At 33.5% G+C, this 24,697-nt stretch carries 18 protein-coding genes; 4 read left to right on the top strand and 14 right to left on the bottom strand.

Annotated elements, in window-relative coordinates; genetic code table 11:
• Nucleotides 1-118: 118 nt before the first annotated feature.
• Nucleotides 119-1,159, bottom strand: coding sequence for a T9SS type A sorting domain-containing protein (locus DXU93_RS13245; protein ID WP_116881783.1), 1,041 nt, complete (start codon nucleotides 1,157-1,159; stop codon nucleotides 119-121).
• 80 nt (nucleotides 1,160-1,239) lie between these two features.
• On the opposite strand from DXU93_RS13245, the gene DXU93_RS13240 reads away from it, so the two are divergent.
• Nucleotides 1,240-3,588 carry an efflux RND transporter permease subunit gene (locus DXU93_RS13240; protein WP_116881782.1) on the top strand — a complete coding sequence of 783 codons (2,349 nt, stop codon included), beginning with the start codon at nucleotides 1,240-1,242 and terminating at the stop codon, nucleotides 3,586-3,588.
• Here DXU93_RS13240 and DXU93_RS13235 read toward each other — a convergent pair.
• The 5 genes from DXU93_RS13235 to DXU93_RS13215 form a co-directional block, all read right to left on the bottom strand.
• Nucleotides 3,559-5,304, bottom strand: coding sequence for a putative porin (locus tag DXU93_RS13235; protein ID WP_116881781.1), 1,746 nt, complete (start codon nucleotides 5,302-5,304; stop codon nucleotides 3,559-3,561). The genes DXU93_RS13240 and DXU93_RS13235 overlap by 30 nt on opposite strands.
• 431 nt (nucleotides 5,305-5,735) lie before the next feature.
• On the bottom strand, nucleotides 5,736-6,395 hold the full coding sequence (locus tag DXU93_RS13230) for a LytR/AlgR family response regulator transcription factor (protein WP_165851415.1): 660 nt from the start codon (nucleotides 6,393-6,395) through the stop codon (nucleotides 5,736-5,738).
• Nucleotides 6,388-8,013, bottom strand: coding sequence for a sensor histidine kinase (locus tag DXU93_RS13225; protein WP_165851414.1), 1,626 nt, complete (start codon nucleotides 8,011-8,013; stop codon nucleotides 6,388-6,390). The genes DXU93_RS13230 and DXU93_RS13225 overlap by 8 nt, the downstream gene beginning before the upstream one ends.
• A 198-nt stretch (nucleotides 8,014-8,211) precedes the next feature.
• Nucleotides 8,212-13,614 (bottom strand): fibronectin type III domain-containing protein, encoded by a 5,403-nt coding sequence (locus DXU93_RS13220; RefSeq protein ID WP_116881778.1) that lies wholly within the window; start codon nucleotides 13,612-13,614, stop codon nucleotides 8,212-8,214.
• Nucleotides 13,615-14,141: 527 nt separating this feature from the next.
• Nucleotides 14,142-15,662 carry a hypothetical protein gene (locus DXU93_RS13215; RefSeq protein WP_116881777.1) on the bottom strand — a complete coding sequence of 507 codons (1,521 nt, stop codon included), beginning with the start codon at nucleotides 15,660-15,662 and terminating at the stop codon, nucleotides 14,142-14,144.
• Between the two features lie 143 nt (nucleotides 15,663-15,805).
• Here DXU93_RS13215 and DXU93_RS13210 point away from each other — a divergent pair, with 143 nt between their 5' ends.
• Nucleotides 15,806-16,372, top strand: coding sequence for a hypothetical protein (locus DXU93_RS13210; protein WP_116881776.1), 567 nt, complete (start codon nucleotides 15,806-15,808; stop codon nucleotides 16,370-16,372).
• On the opposite strand, the gene DXU93_RS13205 is transcribed toward DXU93_RS13210, so the two are convergent.
• Together DXU93_RS13205 and DXU93_RS13200 are read right to left on the bottom strand one after the other, a co-directional pair.
• Entirely contained in the window at nucleotides 16,354-16,812 is a 459-nt protein-coding gene (locus tag DXU93_RS13205; protein WP_116881775.1) for an NUDIX domain-containing protein, read from the bottom strand. The genes DXU93_RS13210 and DXU93_RS13205 overlap by 19 nt on opposite strands.
• 2 nt (nucleotides 16,813-16,814) lie before the next feature.
• Nucleotides 16,815-17,222 carry a pyrophosphohydrolase domain-containing protein gene (locus DXU93_RS13200; protein ID WP_116881774.1) on the bottom strand — a complete coding sequence of 136 codons (408 nt, stop codon included), beginning with the start codon at nucleotides 17,220-17,222 and terminating at the stop codon, nucleotides 16,815-16,817.
• Nucleotides 17,223-17,410: 188 nt separating this feature from the next.
• Here DXU93_RS13200 and DXU93_RS13195 point away from each other — a divergent pair, with 188 nt between their 5' ends.
• On the top strand, nucleotides 17,411-18,226 hold the full coding sequence (locus DXU93_RS13195) for an AraC family transcriptional regulator (RefSeq protein WP_116881773.1): 816 nt from the start codon (nucleotides 17,411-17,413) through the stop codon (nucleotides 18,224-18,226).
• A gap of 200 nt (nucleotides 18,227-18,426) precedes the next feature.
• Nucleotides 18,427-18,795 (top strand): VOC family protein, encoded by a 369-nt coding sequence (locus DXU93_RS13190; protein ID WP_116881772.1) that lies wholly within the window; start codon nucleotides 18,427-18,429, stop codon nucleotides 18,793-18,795.
• 219 nt (nucleotides 18,796-19,014) lie between these two features.
• Here DXU93_RS13190 and hemN read toward each other — a convergent pair whose 3' ends face one another.
• The 6 genes from hemN to DXU93_RS13160 are packed head-to-tail and all read right to left on the bottom strand — an operon-like array spanning nucleotide 19,015 to nucleotide 24,697.
• Nucleotides 19,015-20,367 carry an oxygen-independent coproporphyrinogen III oxidase gene (gene hemN / locus DXU93_RS13185; RefSeq protein WP_116881771.1) on the bottom strand — a complete coding sequence of 451 codons (1,353 nt, stop codon included), beginning with the start codon at nucleotides 20,365-20,367 and terminating at the stop codon, nucleotides 19,015-19,017.
• Between the two features lies 1 nt (nucleotide 20,368).
• Nucleotides 20,369-21,142, bottom strand: a complete 774-nt coding sequence (locus DXU93_RS13180; RefSeq protein WP_116881770.1) for a radical SAM protein — start codon at nucleotides 21,140-21,142, stop codon at nucleotides 20,369-20,371.
• A gap of 1 nt (nucleotide 21,143) precedes the next feature.
• Nucleotides 21,144-21,851 carry a sulfite exporter TauE/SafE family protein gene (locus DXU93_RS13175; RefSeq protein ID WP_116881769.1) on the bottom strand — a complete coding sequence of 236 codons (708 nt, stop codon included), beginning with the start codon at nucleotides 21,849-21,851 and terminating at the stop codon, nucleotides 21,144-21,146.
• Nucleotide 21,852: 1 nt separating this feature from the next.
• Complete coding sequence (locus tag DXU93_RS13170; protein WP_116881768.1) at nucleotides 21,853-22,284, bottom strand: FixH family protein; 432 nt, start codon at nucleotides 22,282-22,284, stop codon at nucleotides 21,853-21,855.
• On the bottom strand, nucleotides 22,281-23,672 hold the full coding sequence (gene ccoG, locus DXU93_RS13165) for a cytochrome c oxidase accessory protein CcoG (protein WP_116881767.1): 1,392 nt from the start codon (nucleotides 23,670-23,672) through the stop codon (nucleotides 22,281-22,283). The genes DXU93_RS13170 and ccoG overlap by 4 nt, the downstream gene beginning before the upstream one ends.
• Entirely contained in the window at nucleotides 23,672-24,697 is a 1,026-nt protein-coding gene (locus tag DXU93_RS13160; protein WP_116881766.1) for a cbb3-type cytochrome c oxidase N-terminal domain-containing protein, read from the bottom strand. Before DXU93_RS13160 ends, ccoG begins: the two co-directional genes overlap by 1 nt.

Genomic DNA, 24,697 nt, shown 5'->3' with positions numbered 1-24,697 from the left:
ACTCTAAAACAATTCAGAGTAGGCCAACATAAAGAAATGCAATTCATTAATTGATACAAAAAAGCCTGACTTCAATCATTGAAATCAGGCCAAATTAAATATGCATTAAAGAAAACTACTATCTAATTACAATGTTTTTAGTTATTGTAGTAATATCATTAGAAATCGTTAATACGTACATTCCTTTATTTAAACTTGCTACGTCAATTGTTTTTTGAGAAGCTGTAATTTCTGAAGTTAGAACTTGTCTACCTTGAGCATCAGTTAAAGCGATAGATGCTTTTTCCACTGATGTAGGCAATTCAACTGTCAATTGGTCTGAAGCCGGAACAGGGTAAACTGTTACATTTGAAAGTTGATTTTTATCAAGTCCAACTAAAGTTGTTGGATCCTCAATACTCATTACAAGAGAAGAACCTGATGAAGCACCTCCACCAAAGATTCCAAAGTCCATATTTACATGCATAAAGATTGGTAAATTACTTTGTGAGTGATCGTAGTACTCATATTGTTCACGAACCAATTCAATATCTCCAAATCCAGTAACGTTTGCATTCAAAGTATCAACAATTTTATACCTCAATACATCAGTATAATCGTTTTGAGCTAATTTAAGCGTTCCTTTACCATCTACTGACACAAGTTGCTTACCAGTTAATGGTGTTGTTTGTGTTCCAAAACCAGGCAATGTATAAATCAAAGTACCAGAATATAAATCACTTATTGGGGAACTTGTTTCATCCATCGGGAATTGTAATCTAATTGCTTGATCAGTATCAAACTTTGCAATTATATCCCCTAAGGTATTGTCTGTAAAAACAAAACCTTCACCAGTTAATTCAGTTGAAGAATTACTAGAGTAGGTTTGAAGAACACCTTCCAAATCTATCATTTCAGTTGCTGAAGGAAAACTTGTATCATGTGGAGCTACTGAGGCATTAATTGCAGTAATAGATCGTGTTTCATTACCATATCCTTCCGTACCACTATAATCCCAAACAACGTTTGATCCTGTTTGACTTTCAAAGTTTGGAGCCATACTATCAATAACGTATAATATAGCACCATCTCCACTCACTGGTGTATTACCTTGTGTAAACTGTCCGAAAGCAACTCCACCAATAAAAAGTGAGGTTGCCATTAGTAAATTTTTCTTCATAATGAATTTTTTAGTTTATCAAATTTAACAATTAAATCACATTATATGAAATAAAAACACTTTCTCAAAACAAATGAGTAATGAGAAACGTTAACTTTGCTTTTATTAACGTTTTAAAAAAGTACAGCTTGGATAAAAAGCTCAAAAAAATATCTTATCTAGTTATTTCTGCGATTCTACTAATCACAGTTTTTTTCGCCCTCCAAATACCTAGAACAACCCTCAATTATAACTTCGAAGAATTCTTCCCTTCTGACGATGAAGAAACTAGTTTTTTCTTCAACCATAGAGCGCTTTTCGAATCGGATAATGACTTTATGCTAATTGCAGTTGAAAGGGAAGACGGAATTTTCGACAAAACATTTCTTAACAAGGTAAATGCGTATGCTAAGGACTTAAGTGAATTAGATCATGTTCAATTTACAAGGGACATCACTAATGAAAAGGAGCGTTTTATCTATCCGGGAGGAATGAGTGGAGAACGACCTTATATCCATCTGGATTCTACTCATTTCAAGACTGATTCTGCTAATATTTTTGAAAATAAAGAACTCATTAACACATTGGTAAATGAGAAGGCTGATGCTGTTGCTATATTTTTAAGACATTATGATTTTTTAAGTAAAAAGAAAGGTGAACAGTTAGTGAAAGAGGTGAAAACACTTACTGAGTCTTACGATTTTGAAAATGTTAGAATGGCAGGAAGAACTGTCGGTCAATTGTTTTATGTAGATACCATGATTACAGAAATGTCGACCTATATAGGTATCAGCATACTGTTGGTCATCATCTTTTTGATTTTGAGCTTTCGATCTGTTTGGGGACTTCTCGTTCCACAAATTGTAATTGTTGGTTCAATGATTTGGATTGTTGGTTACATGGCCCTAATCGGAAAACCAATTAATATTCTCTTGATTGTACTACCAGCAATTATGTTTGTTGTAGCCATGTCAGATGTCATCCATTTAATTTCAAAATACCTGGAACTTTTAAGGGTCGGGTACAATAAAAAGGATGCTATAATTACCTCATATAAGGAAATTGGAATGGCAACTTTTCTTACTTCTATAACTACAGCTATTGGCTTCTTTTCGCTATTATTTGTGAATGTTATTCCAATACAAGATTTTGGTATTTATACAGGTATAGGAGTACTCATGGCTTTTATTCTAACATATGCTAGTCTACCCTTTCTTTTCTATGTTACCAAGAAGCCTAAAGTAGCGAAAAAAAATAGCGCTAGTTTTTGGAAACCTATCCTTTCAAAGGTTTTCCTTTTTACCATAAAAAGAAGAAAAATCATTCCTTGGGTTGGTTTAGGAGTCGTAGTTATTTTTGGTTTTGGTGCGAAGCTCATTGTCGTTAACAACTTTATTATGGATGATGTGAGTCCAGAAAGTGAAGTAAAACAAGACTTTGACTATTTCGATAATAAATTTGGAGGAGTGCGTCCGTTTGAACTTTCAATCCGCTTAAAGGACACTAGTCAAAGTATTTGGAATGCAGACAGATTGAAAGAATTAGAGCAAATTGAAAGTTATTTAATCAATGATTATGGTGTGAAAGTAAACACCTCTCTCGCACGTTATTTAAGTGTCCTACACCGTGCATCACATGCTGGTAATACTGATTTTTTCGAAGTTCCTCAAAAGAAAAGAGACATCAATCAATACAAAAGGATGTTGAAGATTGCTGATGAAGGGAAGTTAATTCGAAATGTACTCGATTCTACAGGAATTACCACAAGAATAAATGGAGGAGTTCCGGATTGGGGGAATATCGTTGCAACTCAAAAAAACAAAGAATTCAGCACATTCATTCAGCAGAACAATCTAGAAGAATATTTAGACATTAATGTAACGGGAACAGCACATTTATTAGACAAAAACATGAGTTATATGTCCTCCAGTTTGGTGGAAGGATTATCATTTGCAATCATCATCGTATCCGTTTTGATGACCATTCTATTTAGATCAGGTAGAATGTTAATCATTTCCATGATCCCCAATATAATTCCTTTAGTCGTTATTGCTGGAGTAATGGGCTTTTTTGGCATTAATTTAAAGATTACCACTGCAATTGTATTCACCATTTCTTTTGGAATTGCAATAGATGATACGATACATTTTCTGAGTAATTTTAAACTTGAACTTGAAAAAGGTAAATCAAAAATTTATGCAATAAAAAGTACTTTCTTAGGAACGGGAAAAGCAATTGTTTTAACATCTTTAATCTTAATTGGAGGGTTTAGCATGCTTTTGATGTCAAGCTTTATGGGAACTTACTATATGGGATTAATGATTTGTATTACCCTAATTGTGGCAGTACTTTCTGACTTATTTATTCTTCCTCTTTTACTGATCTATTTCTATCCTGATCCGAAAGAAAAGAAAAAGCGATTAATTGAAGAAGTCCCAAGTGATTCCTAATCGAATAATAAAAGGCATGATGGGATAAAGCTCATCAATTCTCGTTGTTGGATCATTGATAAAAGAAGAAATATTTTCTCCTTTAACAAAGAATCTAAATTCATCAATCGACAGTGCCATAAAAGCATTTAATTGTAATAAATCGGTATTTGAAGCAATTGTTGTAGGTATTTCCATTATTCCTAAAACACCGTTATAGTTCATATAATTATATCCCGTTTCATACCCTAAATCCACACCAAGCGCTATTCCTAATTTTTGATCTTTAAACAGCTTTGTTTGATAGCTAATTCTATTTAGCGTTGAAAATGTTGGTTGGAAATTAAAGTTTGAAGAGTTAAATCTAAATATTGCCTTAGGATAGAATGACCATTGCCCAAGCTTAAAAGCTCCTTTCAATTGAAACTGCCCCACAGAAATCAAATCTAAGGTATCTTGACGCCATTCATTATTGATAAAATAGCGTCCATTGCTCACATTTGTCATTAATACGGAGGCTTCAACAAAATTGGTATCTCCATATTTCAAACTACCACCAATTTGAAGTTTCTGTTGCATTTCTAAATCATCAATTTCCCATTGATAGTAGTTTGCAGTATGAAAACGTTGGTAAGGATCAGGATACAAATTTTCAAAATTCAACTTTCCATTCAACCTTAGGTTTTTAAGTATTTGATACTTTAAACTTGCATTGTTCTTGATTTCACCAGTTGCACCAATAAGATTAAAGTAAAACTCATTTTTCAAGGAAAGTTTTTGGCCTAAAGTTGTCGCTAAGTTCGAATGAAGGAATATTTCATTGGTATCTCTATTTTTTCCGAGGTTTTGATTTCTCCAATAACGATGATTTAATGTTGCATCAAACTTAAAACTAGGAGAGACAAAATAAACACCAGCTCCATTAGAGAGTTTTGCTGTTTGATATTGATCCCTAGTTGTTCCATTCGTATCAATAAAAAAAGTATCAATGTAGGTGAAGTCTATTAATTGTTCTTGATATACCCTACCGTCAATTGTAAATTGGTGTCTAGTTTTAAATCCTGAATGAATTAGAGAATCTCCAATCATACGAAAGTAATTGTCCATTTGAAGGTCCAACTTTCTAACTTTTGAACGTGCATTTTCATTGCGAACTGGCGTAAAATCAATTTCAAACTCTTCTAGCATTGTGTCGGTTGTTATTCCTCCATTCTGACCAAGTTCATAAGCGCCATAATACATTTCAAAATTAGTTGTAAAGCGCTTTTTAGAATGATAGAATTTAAGGTTAAGATCATTTAAAGTGTAATCACTATTTCTTAAAAACCCATTACTCGTTCGACGATTATAGCGAAAATTCAAGTGAGATTGTGGACTAAAAAATTGATGAAATACAAGATTCATATCCTGAGTTAATGAAGATCCGAATGCATATTGAAATCCCAAATAAGGCAGTCCTGTAAATTTTGGAGTTACCAATTTATCTGAACCTAAATATGCTAAACCTGCTGAATTCGTCATTAAGTTTTCTGCAAGATTAGACTCGTATAATTGACCAAATCCTGCAGCAGGCCTCAAGACCTTATGATCGATAAAAGCAGCATCAATTGAATCAAGGTGACTACCACTTGAACGATATTGTATTTCAATAGAGTCCATTTCTTTGAAGAAAAACTCTTTTTGAGCTACTGTAATAGAAGCAAATGTAAAAGCGATAATTAAAATAAGATACTTCACTAAAAAAATTGATTTTCATTGAATTAATAATACTCAATCTGAATACAGCAAATTTAATTTTAAAACCTTAAATGACGGTAGTTATTGTGGTATTTTTAATTAAATCAAAATTTGAAACCTAACAATGGAGATTCAGAAGAAACTTTGGAGCAATTAAATTAGAAATAAAAAAAGGAGGCGGGTGCCTCCTTATTGTAAAGATTCTACAAAGCTCAAAGTTTGATCGTACTTATTTTCACAGCTCTTTACTGATATTGTGCATCGCTACACCGGTGTTAGGTAATATTATAAAGTATGTTTCTTTCTTAACTACACTTCAAATATATACACACATTAAACAAGAAAAAAAATAATGTTGTGAAATACCATATTTTGTTGTGAACGACAAAAAAAGCTAATTCATCTAGATTAACTACACTTTAATCGATTATTTAGAACTCCTCAAAAACATGTTTGTAGGTTCTAGATAAAGGGACTTCATAATCTCCAATGTAAACTGTTGAGCTTTTGATTCTTGTAATTTTTGTTTTATTCACTAAATAGGATTTATGGCTTCTGGTAAAAATTTGGCCAAACCTATGCTCTATATCTTTCAATTGCTTTCTGAGGGTGTAAGTTTTATTTTTCAAATAAACTTCGACATATACATTATCTGATTTAAAATAATAAACTTCCTCAGGATCAAGATAAAAACGTTCGCTTCCAGAATCAATAAGTATTTTATTATTTAATTTATTGAATGCAAGACTGATTCCGGCAATAACATCAAACTCTTTAAAAGGCTTAGAAATGTAAGAAACAGGATTGGTTGTAATGGCTTCATTAAATGTATTACTTTCAGTATTAGCAGTAATAAACACAAAAGGAATACTTCGTTTATTGAGTTCCTTCGCGATACCCACCCCATCTAACTCAGAAGACAACTGAATATCTAAAATAAAAATAACATCTTTCAAAGAATTTAAATTAGATAGTACAGACTCCGCATCGTGATACATTGCCACCACTTCAAAATCGTTCTTCACCAAAATCTTTTTAAGATGATTGGCTACGAAAAATTCGTCTTCTACAATAACCGCTCTTTTAATCATAAAAGTAGAATTTATATTCTCCGATTTCACCATTAAATGAATAGTTGAAACCTTCAAATCTCTTTATTAAATCTTCAATTAAAATAATTCCGTTGTTCTTCTCAAATTTCCCAAAACTTGAATAATCACGATAAGTAAAAACGTAGAGTTCATCTTCTTTTACGACTGCGATTTCTATCTTCCCTTCTACTCCCCTATGTTGAATAGTATTTGAAATAATCTCATTAAGTACAAGTCCAAAATAAATAATCTTTTCGCTTTTGATTTTTATGTCTGAAAAATTAGTGCTAAACTTCAATTTTTTCTTTGTGAAATTTTCAAAGTAATTTAAGATTTCATTGAAGTAAGTTCTCAAATCAACTTTTTGGTTATGCTCTTTAAAATCCAATAATTTATGGAGAGAGGCAATGGTTGTTATTTTTGAAGATATATTTTCTAAAACTTTATTCTCATCAGATGGCAATTCATTTTTATCTAATTCTATTATTGACATGATCATTTGAAGATTATTCTTAATCCTATGGTTACTTTCTTTTAAAAGCAATTCGTAATTATTATTGGCTTTATTTAGTTCTTTATTAACTTTATTTGTAAAAATCACCAATCTTTTTTGACGAATCAAACTAATGATTAATATAACGGACAATGTTCCAAGCAATAGACTAAAAATAATGTTTTGTTTTATCCGTTTATTGCTCTCAATAATAGCTAAATCCTTCTGCTCAATAATACCTCGATTTAAATCTATATTAGCTTTTAATGAATCAAATTCGTACAAAAGTTTTAGTTTCTGTATAATATTATCGGAATTTTGAGTTTTCTCCTTAACCAAGGTCTCCTTTTCCAGAACTTTTTGTTGATAATACGCAAGGCTATCTTGCTTAATTAACATATAATAATGTCCAAGTAAATTTCTTGAAGTTATTAGGTTTGGAAAGTAATTAGAATGACGCGTATAATAATTTACGAGTTCAAAAATAGAATCCACCTCCTTTGATTTTTCATCTATGGCTAAATGAAAATATCCATTCAAAACATTATGGTAATTTAAAGTATCCCCTATATCTAGAAATAGATCCAAGGATTTAAGGTAATAAGGTTTAACATTTTGCAAAGTATCCAAACAGTCTTTATTCTTGGTCAGACAATGAGCATAAAGGAAAGAACCTTTTAAATTATAGAAGGAGGCAATCATATTCTTGTCTCCAATTTTTTCTGCAAGCGTAATTCCATTATTGATTATTGGAAGCGCCTTTTTAGCTCTTAGATCAAAATCCAAACCTGGACTTTCTGCGTATAATGCAGCTCTTCTAAAGTCAACCTTTAATTTCAAATTAAGATTATCTTTTATTTCAGGTAAAATTTTTAGTTGGTGAATAGCATCTTTAGGTTGTGCTGATAATCTATAAACACGTGAAAGCATCAACCGATAAGCAACTTCGTTTTCTATGGACTCAGTAATAACCTCTGGATTTAACTCCTCAATTGCTTTCAACTCTTTCATTGCAGCAGAATATTGAAAGGTTTCAGTTAACAACATAATGATGTCTAATTTCTCTTCAAAAGTCACATTAGCTATTGAATCATTTTGAGAGAATGACAAGTTGAGGTTGAGCATTAAAAGCATCAAGATGGCTAGTATTGTTTTTTTAGGAAGCAAATAATAAAAGATATAGTAATTGATTTTTATAAATATAAATCAAAATTGGATTTCTGCTGATAAAAATTCAAAAAATACTCTGGAAATAAATTGAATTACATAAAAAAAGACCGACTTCCTAATGGAAGCCGGTCTTATAAATTAGCTTTTCAATGTTTAGTTTTTCACAACACGGTGGATGCTTTCATGTTCTCCGTCAGTTAAACGAATAATGTAAACACCTCTTTCGTATTTTGATAAATCAACAACCACTGATTTATTGTAAACTGTTGTTGTCGTTAATTTACGACCAGTTGCATCAACAACCTCCATTTCAAGACTCGCTTGTTCCATATTCTCAATAAGGATATTAACCTCACCTTTTGTAGGGTTTGGATACAAACTAATTCCTAATTCTTGATCGAAGTCAGACAATCCAACATTATCAACTAAATAACAACTAGAAGTATCAGAACAACCATTTTCTGTTACGATAACTGCATAGTTTCCGTTTACAGTTGCAGTGAAGTCTTGACTTGTTTCTCCAGAAATTGGAGCATTGTTATTATCACAATCAATCCATTGGTATGTTGCTCCTGATGTATTCGCTGAAAGGTTAATTCCGTTCGTTTGTGTTACTGAAGCATCAACAGTATTAATTGTTAAATCAAGCGTTACAATAGAATCACATCCATTTGCTGCACCACCAACTAGTGTATATGTCGCAGTGTTATTTGAAGATGTGTATGTGTTACCATCAATCCAATCGAATGTCTCACATGCTACTTGAACATCAGTTCCTGTTGTTGCATTATTGATTGTTAAATCAAGCGTTACAATTGAATCACATCCATTCGCAGCACCACCAACAATTGTATGTGTTGCTGTGTTGTTTGAAGATGTGTATGTATTACCATCAATCCAATCGAAAGTTTCACATGCTACTTGAACATCTGTACCTGTTGTCGCATTATTGATTGTTAAATCAAGGGTTACAATAGAATCACAACCACTAACTGATCCTCCAACAATTGTATGCGTTGCTGTGTTGTTTGAAGATGTGTATGTGTTTCCATCAATCCAATCGAATGTTTCACATGCCACCTGAACATCTGTACCTGTTGCAGCTACATTAGCAGTTGAAAACGCAAACGGTCCAACCATAGCACTTGTATTTCCAAATCCACAATCTGATTCAACATAGAAGTCATAATCAGAACATGATAATAAACCTGTTAGTGTATAAGGATTAGATGTAACAGCTGAAATTGTTGTTCCAGAACCAGGTGTAAATCCAGTTGGTCCATACTCAATATTCCAATCTGTTGCTGTACCATTTTCTGTCCAAGCTAAATCAGCAGAAGTACCTGTAATATTTGATGCACTTAAAGCAGTTGGGTCAACACATGGTGGAATTGTTCTGATTTCAAATTGGTCAACATAGAAGTAATAATCCTCTAAGTCATTCGACACACCATCTGTTCCACGAATTGCAAAAAGATTAGATGATCCAGTGTAAGAAGATAAATCAATAGCAACAACACTACTTGTTAAAGTAGGTTGATTATTCACATTGAAAGAGTAAATATCACTCCATGTAGATCCATTATCCGTTGAAATTAAAACCTGTACACTATCATCTGATCCCATATCAGTAAATATTGAAGCTCCATAGTCTACCGCATGAGTTGATAAAAGAATTTCGTAACCACCTGCAGAAAGATCAAATTCAGGAGTCAACAACCAATCTTCTCTATCATCTGTATATAAGTTAATTCTAGCAGATGTTCCTGATTGAGACCATAAAGAGGTACCTAGTGTTTGAGGACCTGTTGAAGTATTACCAGAACCTGCTTCACTCCAACAATCTGGCAAGTATGTTGAGAAATCACTTAAATAGTTTGGTGTATAGATATCACATTCTGTTGTAAACGTAAATGGTCCAACCCACGCGCTTTCATCTCCACCACCACAATCAGCTTGAACATAAAAATCATAAGTTGTATTCGCAGCTAACCCTGTTAAATTATATGGGTTATTTGAAGCTCCTTGAGTATTACCATTCCCTTGCGTATAACCAGTAACATCGTATTCGATATTCCAAGCAGTAGCTGTTCCATTCTCTAACCATGTTAAATCAGCAGATGTAGCTGTAAGGTTTGTAGCGCCAAGTTGAGTTGGAGCTAGACATGAAGGTGGGGCAGTAACAATCAAAGTATAATCTTCAAAAGAAGCATAACTACCTGTGTAACATGGATCTGATGGAGATGTTGAACCTAAACCAGAATCTGCTCCACCAATTCTAATTGTATAACTTCCTAATGTTGCTCCTAATGGAATAACAATTGAAGCATTAAAAGTAGTTGGATCTGCACTTGTAGATTCTCCTAAATAATATTCTTCATTTGCATCATCAAAGTCTAAATCACCATTCCAGTCAACCCATGCCCATAAGTTATAAGTATAACCCGTTTCTAAGGTAATATCTATAGGCAAAGTTGAACTCGCTGCTGCACTTGTTGACTGTGCTGTATAATCTCCATAATTATTGGTTTCAGCACCCGTTGTATTATCAATCGTACCCATCGTTACATTTGTGATACCAATTCCATCAACAGAAGTTGGTGCTGGAGTACAGAGACCTGTATAAATTGCTAATGGCCCCTCCCAAGGTGACACATTTGCAGTCGCTGTAAAAGAACCTACAGCTAAACTACTTGAACAACTTGAATTTGATGAACAACCATCAACAGCATTTGGTCCACTGAACGACCAATTTGCGTCATTAAATGTACCATTATTTACAACTGTATTTGAATTACGTAATGCCCAACCGTCAGTATACTCCCAAGCTTGACCAGAACCATCCGTGTCTACATCTCCAAAAACATCGATTACAGTACCATTATGGAACAACTCGATTGCGTCATCACCATTAACAGACATACTACCATCAGTGTAATCTGGAGCGAATCCAAAATATGTTTGGAAGTTTGTCGATTCACTTGATACATAGATATACGTTCCAGCTGTTACTGAAACTGCTGGGAAAGTAAATTCCGCACCTCCTGAAGTACCTCCTCCATTATTTGCTGAACTCACACCGTATTCGCTTAAATCTGCGATATCAGTTCCAACGAACAATTCAATACCTTTTGGTGTTCCACCTGATAATGGAAGGTCATAAACAGCAGAAATGATTAATGGAGAGGCCATCGAACAAACATCTCTTACATAAACATCATAATTAGTATTTGCTGTTAATCCAGTAACTGTAGAAGGACTAGAAGGAACAGTACTTGTTGGCCCACCTGTTGGTAAAGGATCACCTGCAGGAACAACTACGATTTCACTTTGAGCTGCACCTCCTGTTGTCCAAGAAAACTCTGCAGTTGTCGATGATATATCAGTTAATGCAAGGTTTAAAGGCGCAGGACAAGATGGTTGTGTTCTTACCTCAAAGTCATCAATGTAAACATTATAATCAGTATTTGAAACAGATGAAGATCCATAAAAACCAAATTTCACTAAACCACTGTAAGTTGAAAGATCAATGATTACAGTTTCTCCTGAATTTGAAGGCTCTGTACCTTGCTCGTATAATTTCAAAATATTCGCCTTAGACCATGTAGCACCATTATCTGTAGAAATCACAACTGCAAGCGTATCATCTGCTCCCATATTATCAGTTCCTGAACCAGAAAAATCCGTTAATCCAACATCAAATTTCAATTCATAATTTGAAGAAGTTCCTAGATCAAAAGTTGGTGAAATTAACCATTCATCAGTAGACGTACCGTAAATATTAAGTCTCGCAGCTCCACTTGAGCCATTATTTAAGAATCCGTCATTCCCCCAAGTTGAAGAAGTTGCTGTATATGAAGAAGAAGAACCTAATATACCGTTTGTTTCACTCCAACAATTAGGTAAATAAGAACTATACTCTTCTAAATATGGAATAGACTGTGTTGCTGGACATAAAGTTGTTATCGTTAAGGGACCAACCCAATTAGAAACATCTCCTGATCCACAATCAGCCTGCACATAAACATCGTAAGCTGTTACAGCATTTAACCCAGTAACATTAGAAGTTTGTGTTGTATTCCCATTATCTGCAAACACTTCATTACCAGTACCAGGAGTAAATCCTGAAGCACCTACTTCGATATTCCACAAAGATGCAGTACCATTTTCTGTCCAATCGATATCAACACTTGTATCTGTTACATTCGAACTAGTAAGAGCTGTTGGCTCAGGACAAGATGGTGGTGTTCTTACCTCAAAGTCATCAATGTAAACATTATAATCTGTATTTGAAACAGATGAAGATCCATAAAAACCAAATTTCACTAAACCACTGTAAGTTGAAAGATCAATGATTACAGTTTCTCCTGAATTTGAAGGCTCTGTACCTTGCTCGTATAATTTCAAAATATTCGCCTTAGACCATGTAGCACCATTATCTGTAGAAATCACAACTGCAAGCGTATCATCTGCTCCCATATTATCAGTTCCTGAACCAGAAAAATCCGTTAATCCAACATCAAATTTCAATTCATAATTTGAAGAAGTTCCTAGATCAAAAGTTGGTGAAATTAACCATTCATCAGTAGACGTACCGTAAATATTAAGTCTCGCAGCTCCACTTGAGCCATTATTTAAGAATCCGTCATTCCCCCAAGTTGAAGAAGTTGCTGTATATGAAGAAGAAGAACCTAATATACCGTTTGTTTCACTCCAACAATTAGGTAAATAAGAACTATACTCTTCTAAATATGGAATAGACTGTGTTGCTGGACATAAAGTTGTTATCGTTAAGGGACCAACCCAATTAGAAACATCTCCTGATCCACAATCAGCCTGCACATAAACATCGTAAGTTGTTACAGCATTTAACCCAGTAACATTAGAAGTTTGTGTTGTATTCCCATTATCTGCAAACACTTCATTACCAGTACCAGGAGTAAATCCTGAAGCACCTACTTCGATATTCCATAAAGTTGCAGTACCATTTTCTGTCCAATCGATATCGAATCCAGTTTGAACAATGTTTGAACTCACAACACTTGTTGGATCAGGACAAGTAATTGAAGTAACTGAAAAATCAACTACATCAAAATCTAAATCATTAGGTGCTCCGTACTGACCTACAGCAATATAAACTGTATTCCCTGCTGAAATAACAGCTGATACGTTTTGTGTACCTGTCACCGTTGAGGCAGATGCATCCAGTTCATTACTAAATGTAGTACCCGAACAATCATCAAAAATTCCGATTCCAGTCCATGAATTGTAAGAATTTATTTCCATTGAAATTGATTCTATTGTCGTTCCAGCTGTATATTCAAACAAATACACATCATCTTGCCAATAAGAGCTGCTAACAGAGGTTCCTGTTGGATCTGTGTTCCAATCCTCTACTCCACCATTTCCTGGAGTAGTAATTCCTGCCTGAGTATAACCATCTGTAATCACAACACCATTTCCACAACCAAACTGTCCATAAGACGAGGTTGAAAAAGTTGCTGCAAAAAGCATTGCTATACCATAAGGCACAAGACTTTTAAATTTCTTTTTCATAAGATTTTTATTTATTAGTATTTCAATTGCGTAGATTTGTGATCGAATGTGATTCGAAATCTAGGTAATTATCAACAAAGAAACAAAATAAGATAGGATTTACAAGAACAAAACTGTTAAAACCAAAAATTTTAACATTATTGGATTCTTTAGTTTTTTTAATTTTATAATAAATTGAGAGGTAAAAAAAACCCATGTAGTTAAATTATGAAAACTTCAGATTTTCATGGTTAGAACCTCCGCCTTATGTCTGTAATCCCCTGGGTTATCCTTTTCTATAAATAGATGAAGGGAGGCTCGCCATTGATAAGACAAGTACAGTTCTAAATGTAATATTTTAAGCTTCAAACAACGCTACATGGGCGGTCAAAAGACCTAGAGCACATTCGAACACTTCTGTGTGATGGCTCTTAGTATAAAAGTAATGAAGAAAAATGAATTCGACAAATTTCTTTTAAAATTTAAAACAAAAAAACTCCAGTAAAATTTCTTCTACTGGAGTTAGTACACGACTTACTTCTATGTAACTAATTGAAAGAGATGTTCCCTATTTGGTTTTGCAGATCGTTTTCATAAACATCTACAATCTGCTTTAAAATGTTTTCATCCTTATTTTTTACTGCAAGCTTAATTACTACAGTTTCATTGTCTGCTTTAACAGAAAGGTAGTCCGCAATTGATATCAGTGATTGAAACTCTCGTCCTGCAAAACGTTTAACATCTGTTTCCGCCATTTTAGCAAGATCAACAAACATAGCAAAAGGAGTATCTCCAAAATCTTCCATTCTTTCAGTAACAACCAACTCTTGATCTTCATCAAATGATGATTTTAAAGTATCGTTACTACGTATAATTAGGGCTTCATCATTTATCAAAATCATTGACTCATCCTTTCTATAAAATCCATCTTCCATAGATTCAATAACCTTTCCTTCAGCATAAGAATTAATCAAATCCTTTAGGTTTTGCGGGTTTTCGCCCAATCCAACATAAAGATTTGAAATCACTCTATCTCCTCGTGTTTTTTCTTCCTGCTCCTTTTGGAAAAGCGCCATTCCAACATCTCCATTCATAACATTTGAGATATTATCCTCTGCTAATGCCATAAATAAACCACCCATTTGACGATATCCAATGTTTAATAAGTCTTCGTATTGTGTTTTATATTCTTTCCAATATTCATCCATTTTTTCAACATCGAAAGACATGGCAATCGCCATTAATGGTTCTCCTGCTCCTAAGTTTTCAAGTATATCGTCTGAAACCTCATCCATAAAAAATGAGTTTTCTTTCATTTTATCGCTCACTCTTGAAAAGTCAAACTTGGCCGTGAGGTCTCCATTATTGAAATCAAGTGATAAAAAAGCATGACCATCCTCAAATAATTCCTCTAATTCTTCCTTTTTCTCAGCGTTCACACTCTGAATTTGACTTTGCGACATTTCGAAAATTGCTTCTAAATCTGCTGCAATTAAAATATCCGTTGTAGTCGCTAAAATTTCTGTTACATCTTCATTTTTTTGCTCACTTTTAAAAGTATCAAAGGTCGCATGTATTTTTTCATTTGGTGAATCACCAAGGTTTCCAATGATAATTGCCGCTGTACTTTCATCAAATCCAACAACCATATTCATACCATTGGCAACTTGAATTCCTTTTTCTTTATCAAATTTAAAGCTCATGCCCTCAAACATTTTTTGAATGCTATCCTCATTTTCAACTGATAGAAAAATATAGGATAATTTAGGCTCTCCATTTCGATCTAATGGACCTTCAAAAGCGTAATGAATCTTATCAGTTAATTTCAAGCTCTCCTCAAATGAAGACATTTGTTTATCAATAAACTCTCCTACCGTAGGTACTTGACTCAATTGAGACTTTCCTTTAATCGCCAAAAGGTTGACATAACCATATCCAACAATTTGATCTGAAGATGAAACAAATCGGGCAACATTTGCATTCAAATCACTTGAACTTTTCCCGTTACAACTGAATAAAAAAATCGAAAGTAGTACTCCCGACATCAAGTATAAAATTAGATTTTTCATAAATTCTTTTTTGTTTACTCAAAAATAATGATTTCAAATAGGAAAATCATATAATTAAAAATTAAAACTTTGAAGGTGACGATTTGTTTAAGAAATGGCAATTGAACTTTTTAAAGCCAATTACTTATTTATAACTTTGCATTATGCATGAATTAGAACCTTATTTCAATTGGAGAGATCATTACATTTCATCGGAAGACGAACGTTCTCCATTTTACAATCGCGAATACAGTGAATTTGAATTTTCTGATCAGGTCTATAATTTCTTACTACATCCTCAATGGGATAATTTTGGATCCTCTACTCTATTTATTAAAATTCTTTACAGCGATTATGAGGAAGGATTTACAGTCATTGAAATGATTGGAGAATGGAACGACGCCATAAATAATGACATCATGACCTTAAAACGTGATATTATTGAACACCTTATGTATGAAGGAATTGATAAATTCATCATTATTGGGGAAAATGTGCTTAATTTCCATTATTCTGATGATTGTTATTATGAAGAATGGTTTGACGAATTAGAAGATGGTTATATTGCTATGGTTAATTTCCATGATCATGTGGTTAGAGAGTTTAACGAAATTCACTTAGACCAGTATTTTGTATTGGGTGGTGAATTGGAGGATTTATCTTGGCGAACCTATTCTCCTGAGCAGTTTTACAACAAAATTAATGGCTATGTTCAAAAACGATTAGCATAAACTTCATTTCCTCCCCTTTTAAGCATTTCTACCACTTTTTGATCAATAGGAAAGGTTAAATCTTCTTTTACAATGTTTTTCAAACTTTTCCATCTGTGCGCCTCTATGGCATCTTTTTCAAAATCGAAAGGCAGCGAATTCGTTTTTATACTTTGTGGTTCTATCGTATTTACAAAGTAGTAAATACTGATGATTTGATCATCTTCATTAAACGCAGATTTTTGATAAAAATCAGTTAGATAAAGCAACTCTCCAACTTCGATTTTAAGATTCAGTTCTTCATCAAATTCACGGATTAGACAATCTTTGATCCCTTCTCCCAACTCTAATCCACCACCTGGAAATTTTGTAAATTCTTTTCCAACACGACGTTCATCAGAAAGTAAGACCTCTTGCTTATCGTTGATTAATATTCCGTAAACTCTAATATTAAAAGCCATAATTACCTTTCATTTTTAATAATTGAATCGATATCAGGTTCCGAATAGTTTTCACCTTTGAGTACTTTTCCGTCTGCTCTGTAAATCGGCTTCCTATCACTGCCTAGCTTACTCATGTTAGAGCGATGAATTTCATTAAAAACAGGAATAATTTTGTCTTGCAAACCGTGTTTTAAAACCGTTCCCATTAAGATATACAATTGATCACCAAGTGCATCTGCAATTTCATTTAGATCTTTATTTTCTGCAGCTTCAAGGTATTCTTCATTTTCTTCTTTCATCAACTCGAAACGAAGTTTTACATCTTCAAATGAAAGTTGAGCTGTTGGTGTTTCATTATTTTCAACACCAAAACTATTGTGAAATTCCTCCACTTGTTTTAAAGCTTTTGCGATAAATTGATTCTTCATTATATTCCATTGTTTAGAACAAAGTTATTGAATAATAATAAACTCAAACAGTTGGTTTAACTTATCTAACTGGAAAAATGAAAAAAGTTGAAAATGATACTATTGAATTGGGAATTTGCTAAATTAGATGTTAAAACAAACTATAGACGAAAGCTTGAACTATAATTAAAAAACAAATCTATTATTCAATGGACTATCATACATTTCAACCACATCCTGATTTAGTATCTCTTATAAGTTGTTATTGGACTTTGGAAGTTCCGGCTAGAAATGAAGCGGAAAAACAGCGTATAATTCCTGATGGCTGCATTGAAATGGCATTTATTCTTGGAGATAACATAAAACGATACACTACCAAAGATGAGTTTATTCTACAACCTCGTGCAATGGTACTTGGACAAACTATCGAGCCGTTTTATATAGAACCAACAGGATATGTAAATACTTTCGCAATTAGATTTTATCCTTATGGATTTGCCAATTTTGTAAATATGCCAATTACAGATTTAGCAAATAAAGAAACATCATTAGCGTTATTATTCGGAGCTAAGACTGCTAAAAAACTGGAACAGAATATTATTCTGGCAAAGAATACTCAACACAGAATTGAAATCATTGAAAACTTTCTTTTAGAAAAGCTAAATGATCAAACAACCATTGATAATATTGTTAAAAAGACCCTTGATGCTCTTTTATCATCAAAAGGAACCGAATCGATAACTACCATTCTTAAAGAAGATTTATCCAAAAGAAGACAACTCGAAAGAAATTTTAAAAAGCAAATTGGTGTAAGTCCAAAACAATTAGGTAAAGTAATTCGACTTCAAACTGCTTTAAAATTGTTACTAAATAATAGAACAGATAATTTAACGAACATTGCATACGAAAGTGAATATTTTGACCAATCACATTTCATTAAAGACTTTAAGGAGTTTACAGGAATCAACCCGAAGGAGTTTTTAGGAAACGAAAATATGGCCCTTTCAACACTCTTCTACAAATAAACAAGGTGTCGCATTTTTACAATTTTTGATTGCGTGAAAATCTCATATTTGTACTATAAATTTATTTAACAGATACGAAAAAGACTATACTATTTAGTCCGTTAACACTTTCCGTTATCATTTTAGCTTGTAAAGATCAAGACAAATCTAATACCAAGAACCTTCAAATTAATTCAAACGAAACTCAAAAAACAAACGATATGAAAAGTTTTATTTCCATTTTTGAAATTCCAGCAACAGACATTTCAAGAGCCATTGATTTTTATAGAGAAATTTTAAATGTCGAAATTGAAAAAATGGAATTTCCAGGAATGGAAATGGGCCTATTTCCCTACCACGACCAAATGGTAACAGGAGTCATTATGAAAGGTGAAGGTTACGAACCTTCTGCCAGTGGAGTGACTATATATCTTAATGGTGGAGATAACTTGCAACCAATTCTTGATAAGGTTGAGAAAAATGGTGGAAAAATAATTATCCCTAAAACACCTCACGCTGACGAAATTGGATTTTTTGCAATTTTCCACGATTCGGAAGGGAATAAAATTGGCTTACATTCTCCAAATTAAACACAGAAATAAGAACGAAACTTAATCTTGGACTAAAAAGTATTACAAAAAGGACAAGCTCTTAACTAAATTCACAGAATTCTGGTGAATGAAATAATTGGAAAACGGACTAGAATAAAGGAGTAGAACCCTTACATATTAGAAATACTCCCTATCAACATACGGATAAACTTATCCTTGACTCCTTTCTAATCTAATCGTTAAGTTATAAATCCAACCTTAAATGGTTGAACTAAACATGTTTTTTTCCACTTTTTTTCTATTCAGCCTAAGGTCAAAACACATACATAAATTACGAATAAATGGCTTGCCCTTTTCTGTTAATTCTAAATATTCAGGATGTACATTTACCAAAACATCTTGCTTCATTTCATTGAACAAATCAGTGTTCACTAATGCGTGAGTTAAAATGTTTTGAGGTATTTCGGAAGTAAAGGTACACATGAGATCCAAGATTATTCTTCGTATTATCAAATCTTCTTCATTCAATAAATGTCCTCTAAAAATAGCTAACTCTCCTTGGTTTATTCGCTGTTGGTAATCTTCAACGTGTTTTTCGTTTTGCGCAAATGCTCCCCAAGCATCTGATATTGCAGACATTCCTAAACCAATTAACGTATCGGAACTTTGGGTTGTGTAACCCATAAAGTTTCTGTGTAATTCTCCATTTTGTTGTGCAAGGTAGAGTTCGTCATCTTCTAGAGCAAAGTGATCCATACCAACATCCTTATAACCTAAACTTTCTAAAGCACTCTTTCCGTATTCGTAAAGCGCTTGTTTTTCTTCGTTTTTTGGTAAATCTTGCTCACTATAACCACGTTGTCCCACTCCTTTTATCCATGGCACATGTGCATAGCTGTAAAAGGAGATTCTTTCTGGCTTCAACTGACTTGTATAATCGATCGTTTGGGCGATGCTTTCCAATTTTTGGAAGGGTAAACCGTAAATAATATCATGACTGATCGAAGTATAGCCAATCTCTTTTGCTAAATTATGAACCTTCGCTACTTGTTCAAAACTTTGAACTCTATTGATGGTTTTTTGAACCTTTGCGTCATAATCCTGAATTCCCAAACTCAATCTTCTAAACCCAATATCGTAAAGACTTTGTAAATGTTCTTGCGTTGTATTATTGGGATGCGCTTCAAAACTCATAGAAATATCTGTACAGAAATTACTATTCGCTTTTATGTTGAGAATAAGTGCTTTTAATTTTTCTGCAGCGAAGAAAGTTGGGGTTCCACCACCCAAATGTATTTCTTTAATTACGACATCTTTACCTAATAAATCTGTATACAGTTTCCATTCTTTAATTAAAGTGTCAATATACGGTTCTTCAACTTTATGATTTTTGGTTATGCGTTTATGACAACCACAAAAAGTACACAAATTCTCGCAAAAAGGAAGATGTATATACAGACTAATTTCCTTCTCCCCTTTTTCTCCAAATTTCTCCTTGATGAATTGGCTCCAAACTGTATTATTTATACTTTCTTCTTCCCAAAAAGGAACAGTAGGATAACTGGTATATCTTGGTCCTGGAGTATTATATTTACGTATAAGTTCTTTCATATTAAGCTACACTTGCACTAATGCCTAAAGCATTAATTTGTTGGGCAATCTTTTTTAATTCTGTCAATTTCAATGCTTCTAAATCTTTGAAAGGAGACGATTTGTCTAAACTATACAACATCACATTTTTGGGTTGAATTTCTTCCAGCTGTTTAAAGTAAGATTGAAGATGTTCTTCAGAACTATTTCCTATGTCTGTATTGTCATTTATTCCTTTAAAAAAGAGACTTTGGATAATTAAAGTTTCCTTGTTTCGCTTTAAGTTGCGAATAATGTTTTTCAATCTAATGTCTCCTTTTGGCCTATTTATTATTAAGAAACTCGCTTCATCACCCGCATCAAGTTTACAAATGGAATAATCAGCTACTTCAAGCGCGTTTTGAACGCTCGATTGGTCTAGCATGCTCGCATTGTTCAATACCGCTATTTTAGCAGAAGGGAAAATTAGATCTCGAATATTTTTTACAGCATAAACAATTTCCTCAAACTGTGGATGAAGTGTAGGCTCTCCATTTCCTGTAAAACTTATGGTGTCAATTTCTATTGCTCGATCCGAAAGCATTTGACTCTTTAAGAGCAGTTCTTCAATGATTTCTTCAACACTTGGAAAATCTATTTTACTAAGTTCTTCACTGTTTTCTCCATGCTCGCAATAGACACAATCAAAGTTGCAGAACTTATGTTCCTTTGGTAAAATATTTACACCTAGTGACCTTCCTAGTCTACGACTATTTATAGGTCCGAAAACCAAATATTTAAATAAAAAAGTGTGCATCTTAATAACAGTTTATGGTTTGTGCCGGATAAGGTTTTGCATTGGTGTCAATCGCTGGACTCAAATAGGGAATTCCTAAATTAGCACCACGCAAAACGAAAATAATTCCGAGGATGAGAAGTGTATAGGGTAAAACTTTTTGATAGTAAGCTCTAAGTTGTTGACCAAAGAAATTTCCGATGAAAGGAAGTGAAATCATAACGGGTAAAGTACCAATTCCATAGAAAAACATAAAACTAAATCCTTCTAACCAGCTCCCCAATAACAATGAGGCAATTAATGCGGTATATACCATTCCACAGGGCAATAATCCATTAAAAACGCCCATCATAAAAAAGGCATCAATACTTCTTTTTTTAAACTGATTATTAAAGCCCTTTTTAAGAAAGTTCAAGGCTTTTCCAGTAATATTTGGTTTCGTAAATTTTATGATGTTAAATTGGATGAGCGCCTGAAAAATGAGGAATACACCAAGGATAATACTTAATATCTGAAGTATGCCAATGAGCTTTAATCCATACCCAAATAAGCCAAAACCCGCGCCAAGAAATGCATAAACAACTATTCTTCCAAAGTTATACGTCAGTACACTGAAGACTTTCTGTATTTTTGACAAATTGCCTATGGGCAAAGCAAGCGCAATAGGTCCACACATACCTATACAGTGTAGATTCGCTAAAAGCCCTAATGTAATTGCTGCCCAAAACATATTAGTAGGTAATTTTTTTATCGACGATAAAATGCTTGTTGTCTGCTTTCCAATTTACTGAGAGTGTGTATTTACCCGCAACCAACTTGTCTTTATTTATAAGTAAAAACTCATCTTTTGGATGAACATACTTTAAATCTAAATTGGCGTTATTTGGTCGGTATAAAGATATTTCTGCACTCGCATTATTCTTTATAATTTGTGGTAGACGAATCATTAAGCCCGCCTCTGTATTTTCTACCGACACACTATCATTGAACTGAATCGCATTTGTTTTAGCGTCTATTTTATGCTGAAAATTAATTTCTTGCTCATAATAATCTTCCGCGTACAAATCAGTTTGTACTTCTTGTGCTTTGAATACCATTGATAATATGTAGCTCATAAAAGCCACTAAAAACAATGCTATTCCCCATCCCCATGTAAATTTCATATCTTCGGTGCTATAAATTTTGTACTTGTTGTTTCTACCAAATTGTCTCCCTCGTAGATACCGATTTCAACAGTTGTTTTTAATGATTTAATTTCATCTTCTGGTATGTAAATGATGAATTTTGACTGAATATCATCTCTAGATTTTAATAAGATTTCATCTCCAATCATCTGAATTCTTCCTGCGTGATTCATCAGCTTTAGTTTTACAGGAAGATCTCTATTTGTTTTATTGAGTATGCTTAGATCATAAATGTTATAGATTTCCCCATCTGTGTTATGTTCAAAGACTGTTCCGCGTGTTCTGAGTATAGTCACTTCAAAATCACTTCTTAAGACCAGCATTGTAGTAAGCAGTCCAACTAACGCGATCAATACGAATGTGTATGCTTTAACTCGTGTTGTAAATTTAAAGCGCTCATTTTTAGACACACCATCTTCAGAATCATAGCGAATTAGTCCTTTCGGTTGATTGGTTTTCTCCATCATGAAATCACAGGCATCAATACATGCTGTACAATTCACACATTCTAATTGAATTCCATTTCTGATGTCAATACCTGTTGGACAAACGTTAACACACTGGTTACAATCTATACAATCCCCTAAACCGGCTTCTTTTCTATCTATTTTCTTACTGAATTTAGCCCTGTTTTCTCCGCGCTTGTAGTCGTAAATCACATTCAAGGATTTACTGTCTAATAAAACACCTTGCAATCTTCCGTAAGGGCAAATAGTAGTACACACTTGCTCCCTTAATTTCAAAAAGACCATGAAGAAAATGAAAGTAAAAATAAGAATAGCGATAAAACCAACGATATGTTCACTAGGTGCTGATGTAGCAATATCCCAAACTTCTTCATATCCTATAATGTAAGAAAGAAAAGTGTTTGCAATGATGAAAGAAATAATGAAAAAGATACTGTATTTCAAGGCTCTTTTTTTGATTTTTTCAGCGTTCCATTCTGATTTAGCTAACTTCTTTTGTGCTGTCCAATCACCTTCAATCCAATATTCAATACGTCTGAAAACCATTTCCATGAATATGGTTTGTGGACATATCCAACCGCAAAATAAACGTCCAAAAATAACGGTGAACAGGATAATAAACAGCACCATAATAATTGTAATCAAAGCAAAAATGTATAAGTCTTGTGGCCAAAAAACTTGACCAAACAAGCTAAACTTTCCTTCAACAATATTGAACATTAAGAAGGGCTCGCCATCTATTTTGAAAAATGGAATAGCGAAGAGGAGTGCAAGAAGCAGATAACTCGTGATCTTACGTTTTGAGTAAAACTTTCCGCTTGGCTTTTTGGGAAATATCCAAACGCGTTTACCTTTTTCATCTACTGTAGATATTTTATTTCTGAACTCCTCTTCTACCATTACTCAACATTTAGGGTGTCAGTTGTTGTTTCTTCCATGTATAATTCTCCTTGAGCCTCTTTCGCATTAGGAGGATTTGTACCACGCAAAGTTTTTATATAAGAAGAAATTTGTTGTATTTGTACACCAGTGAAGTCATCCTTCCATGATTTCATACCATTTTGTGCTCCATATTTAATCACCTTAAAAATGTCGTTTATTCTACCGCCATGTATCCAGTAATCATCTGTTAAGTTGGGACCAACATCTCCTGCACCACCTTCTTTATGACATGCAATACAAAATTTATCATACAATATTTTACCATCTGAAATATCGCTTGCATCGTTAAGCATGACCACCGTATTTTCATCCACATTAAGTGCCTGAGCTGTTAAATATGCTTGTACTTCCTGTTCAGCCTCTTCAACATTGATTGCATACTCTTCTTCTTGGAGTGGCGAAATTTTAAAAACATGATAGTTCAATAAATAAATTACGGAGGCAGCTATCGAGATGTAAAAACCGTATTTCCACCAAGGCGGTAAGTTGTTATCCAACTCCTTTATGCCATCATATTCATGGTCTAAAAGAATATTTTTTTCTTCTTCAACCGGAACGGCATCAGTTAAAATGTTCGAAATTTTACTTGTTGTTTGTTTTACATACGCTTCAACTTGAACAGTTTCTTCCTCTTTTTTATCGATGTTAATTAACTTGCTAAAGAAAATTTGCTGATAAACCATGATCAAAACAAGTGTAATGTCGATGGCCAACAATACGTAAATCTTTTCTGAAGTATAGAAAGACACTGTAACCTCTTCTGCAATCTCTGCTTCTTGGGCCAAAACACTGCTACTTGCAGCAACATAAGCCATCAACATGATAACAGTTTTCAGCGTTTTGCTCTTCTTAAAATTGTCTAATTTCTGTTTAAAGGCGTCACTCTTAATAAATGCCTTCATTGATCTACCATGGCTTATTATACTTGATATCAAAATGAAAGCTGTTACTAATAAGGCCCAAAATAATGCACTATTTTCCAT

Origin of the sequence: Brumimicrobium aurantiacum (assembly GCF_003402975.1) — a bacterium.
Lineage (GTDB): Bacteria > Bacteroidota > Bacteroidia > Flavobacteriales_D > Crocinitomicaceae > Brumimicrobium > Brumimicrobium aurantiacum.
This window is presented reverse-complemented; position numbering and strand designations above follow the sequence as displayed.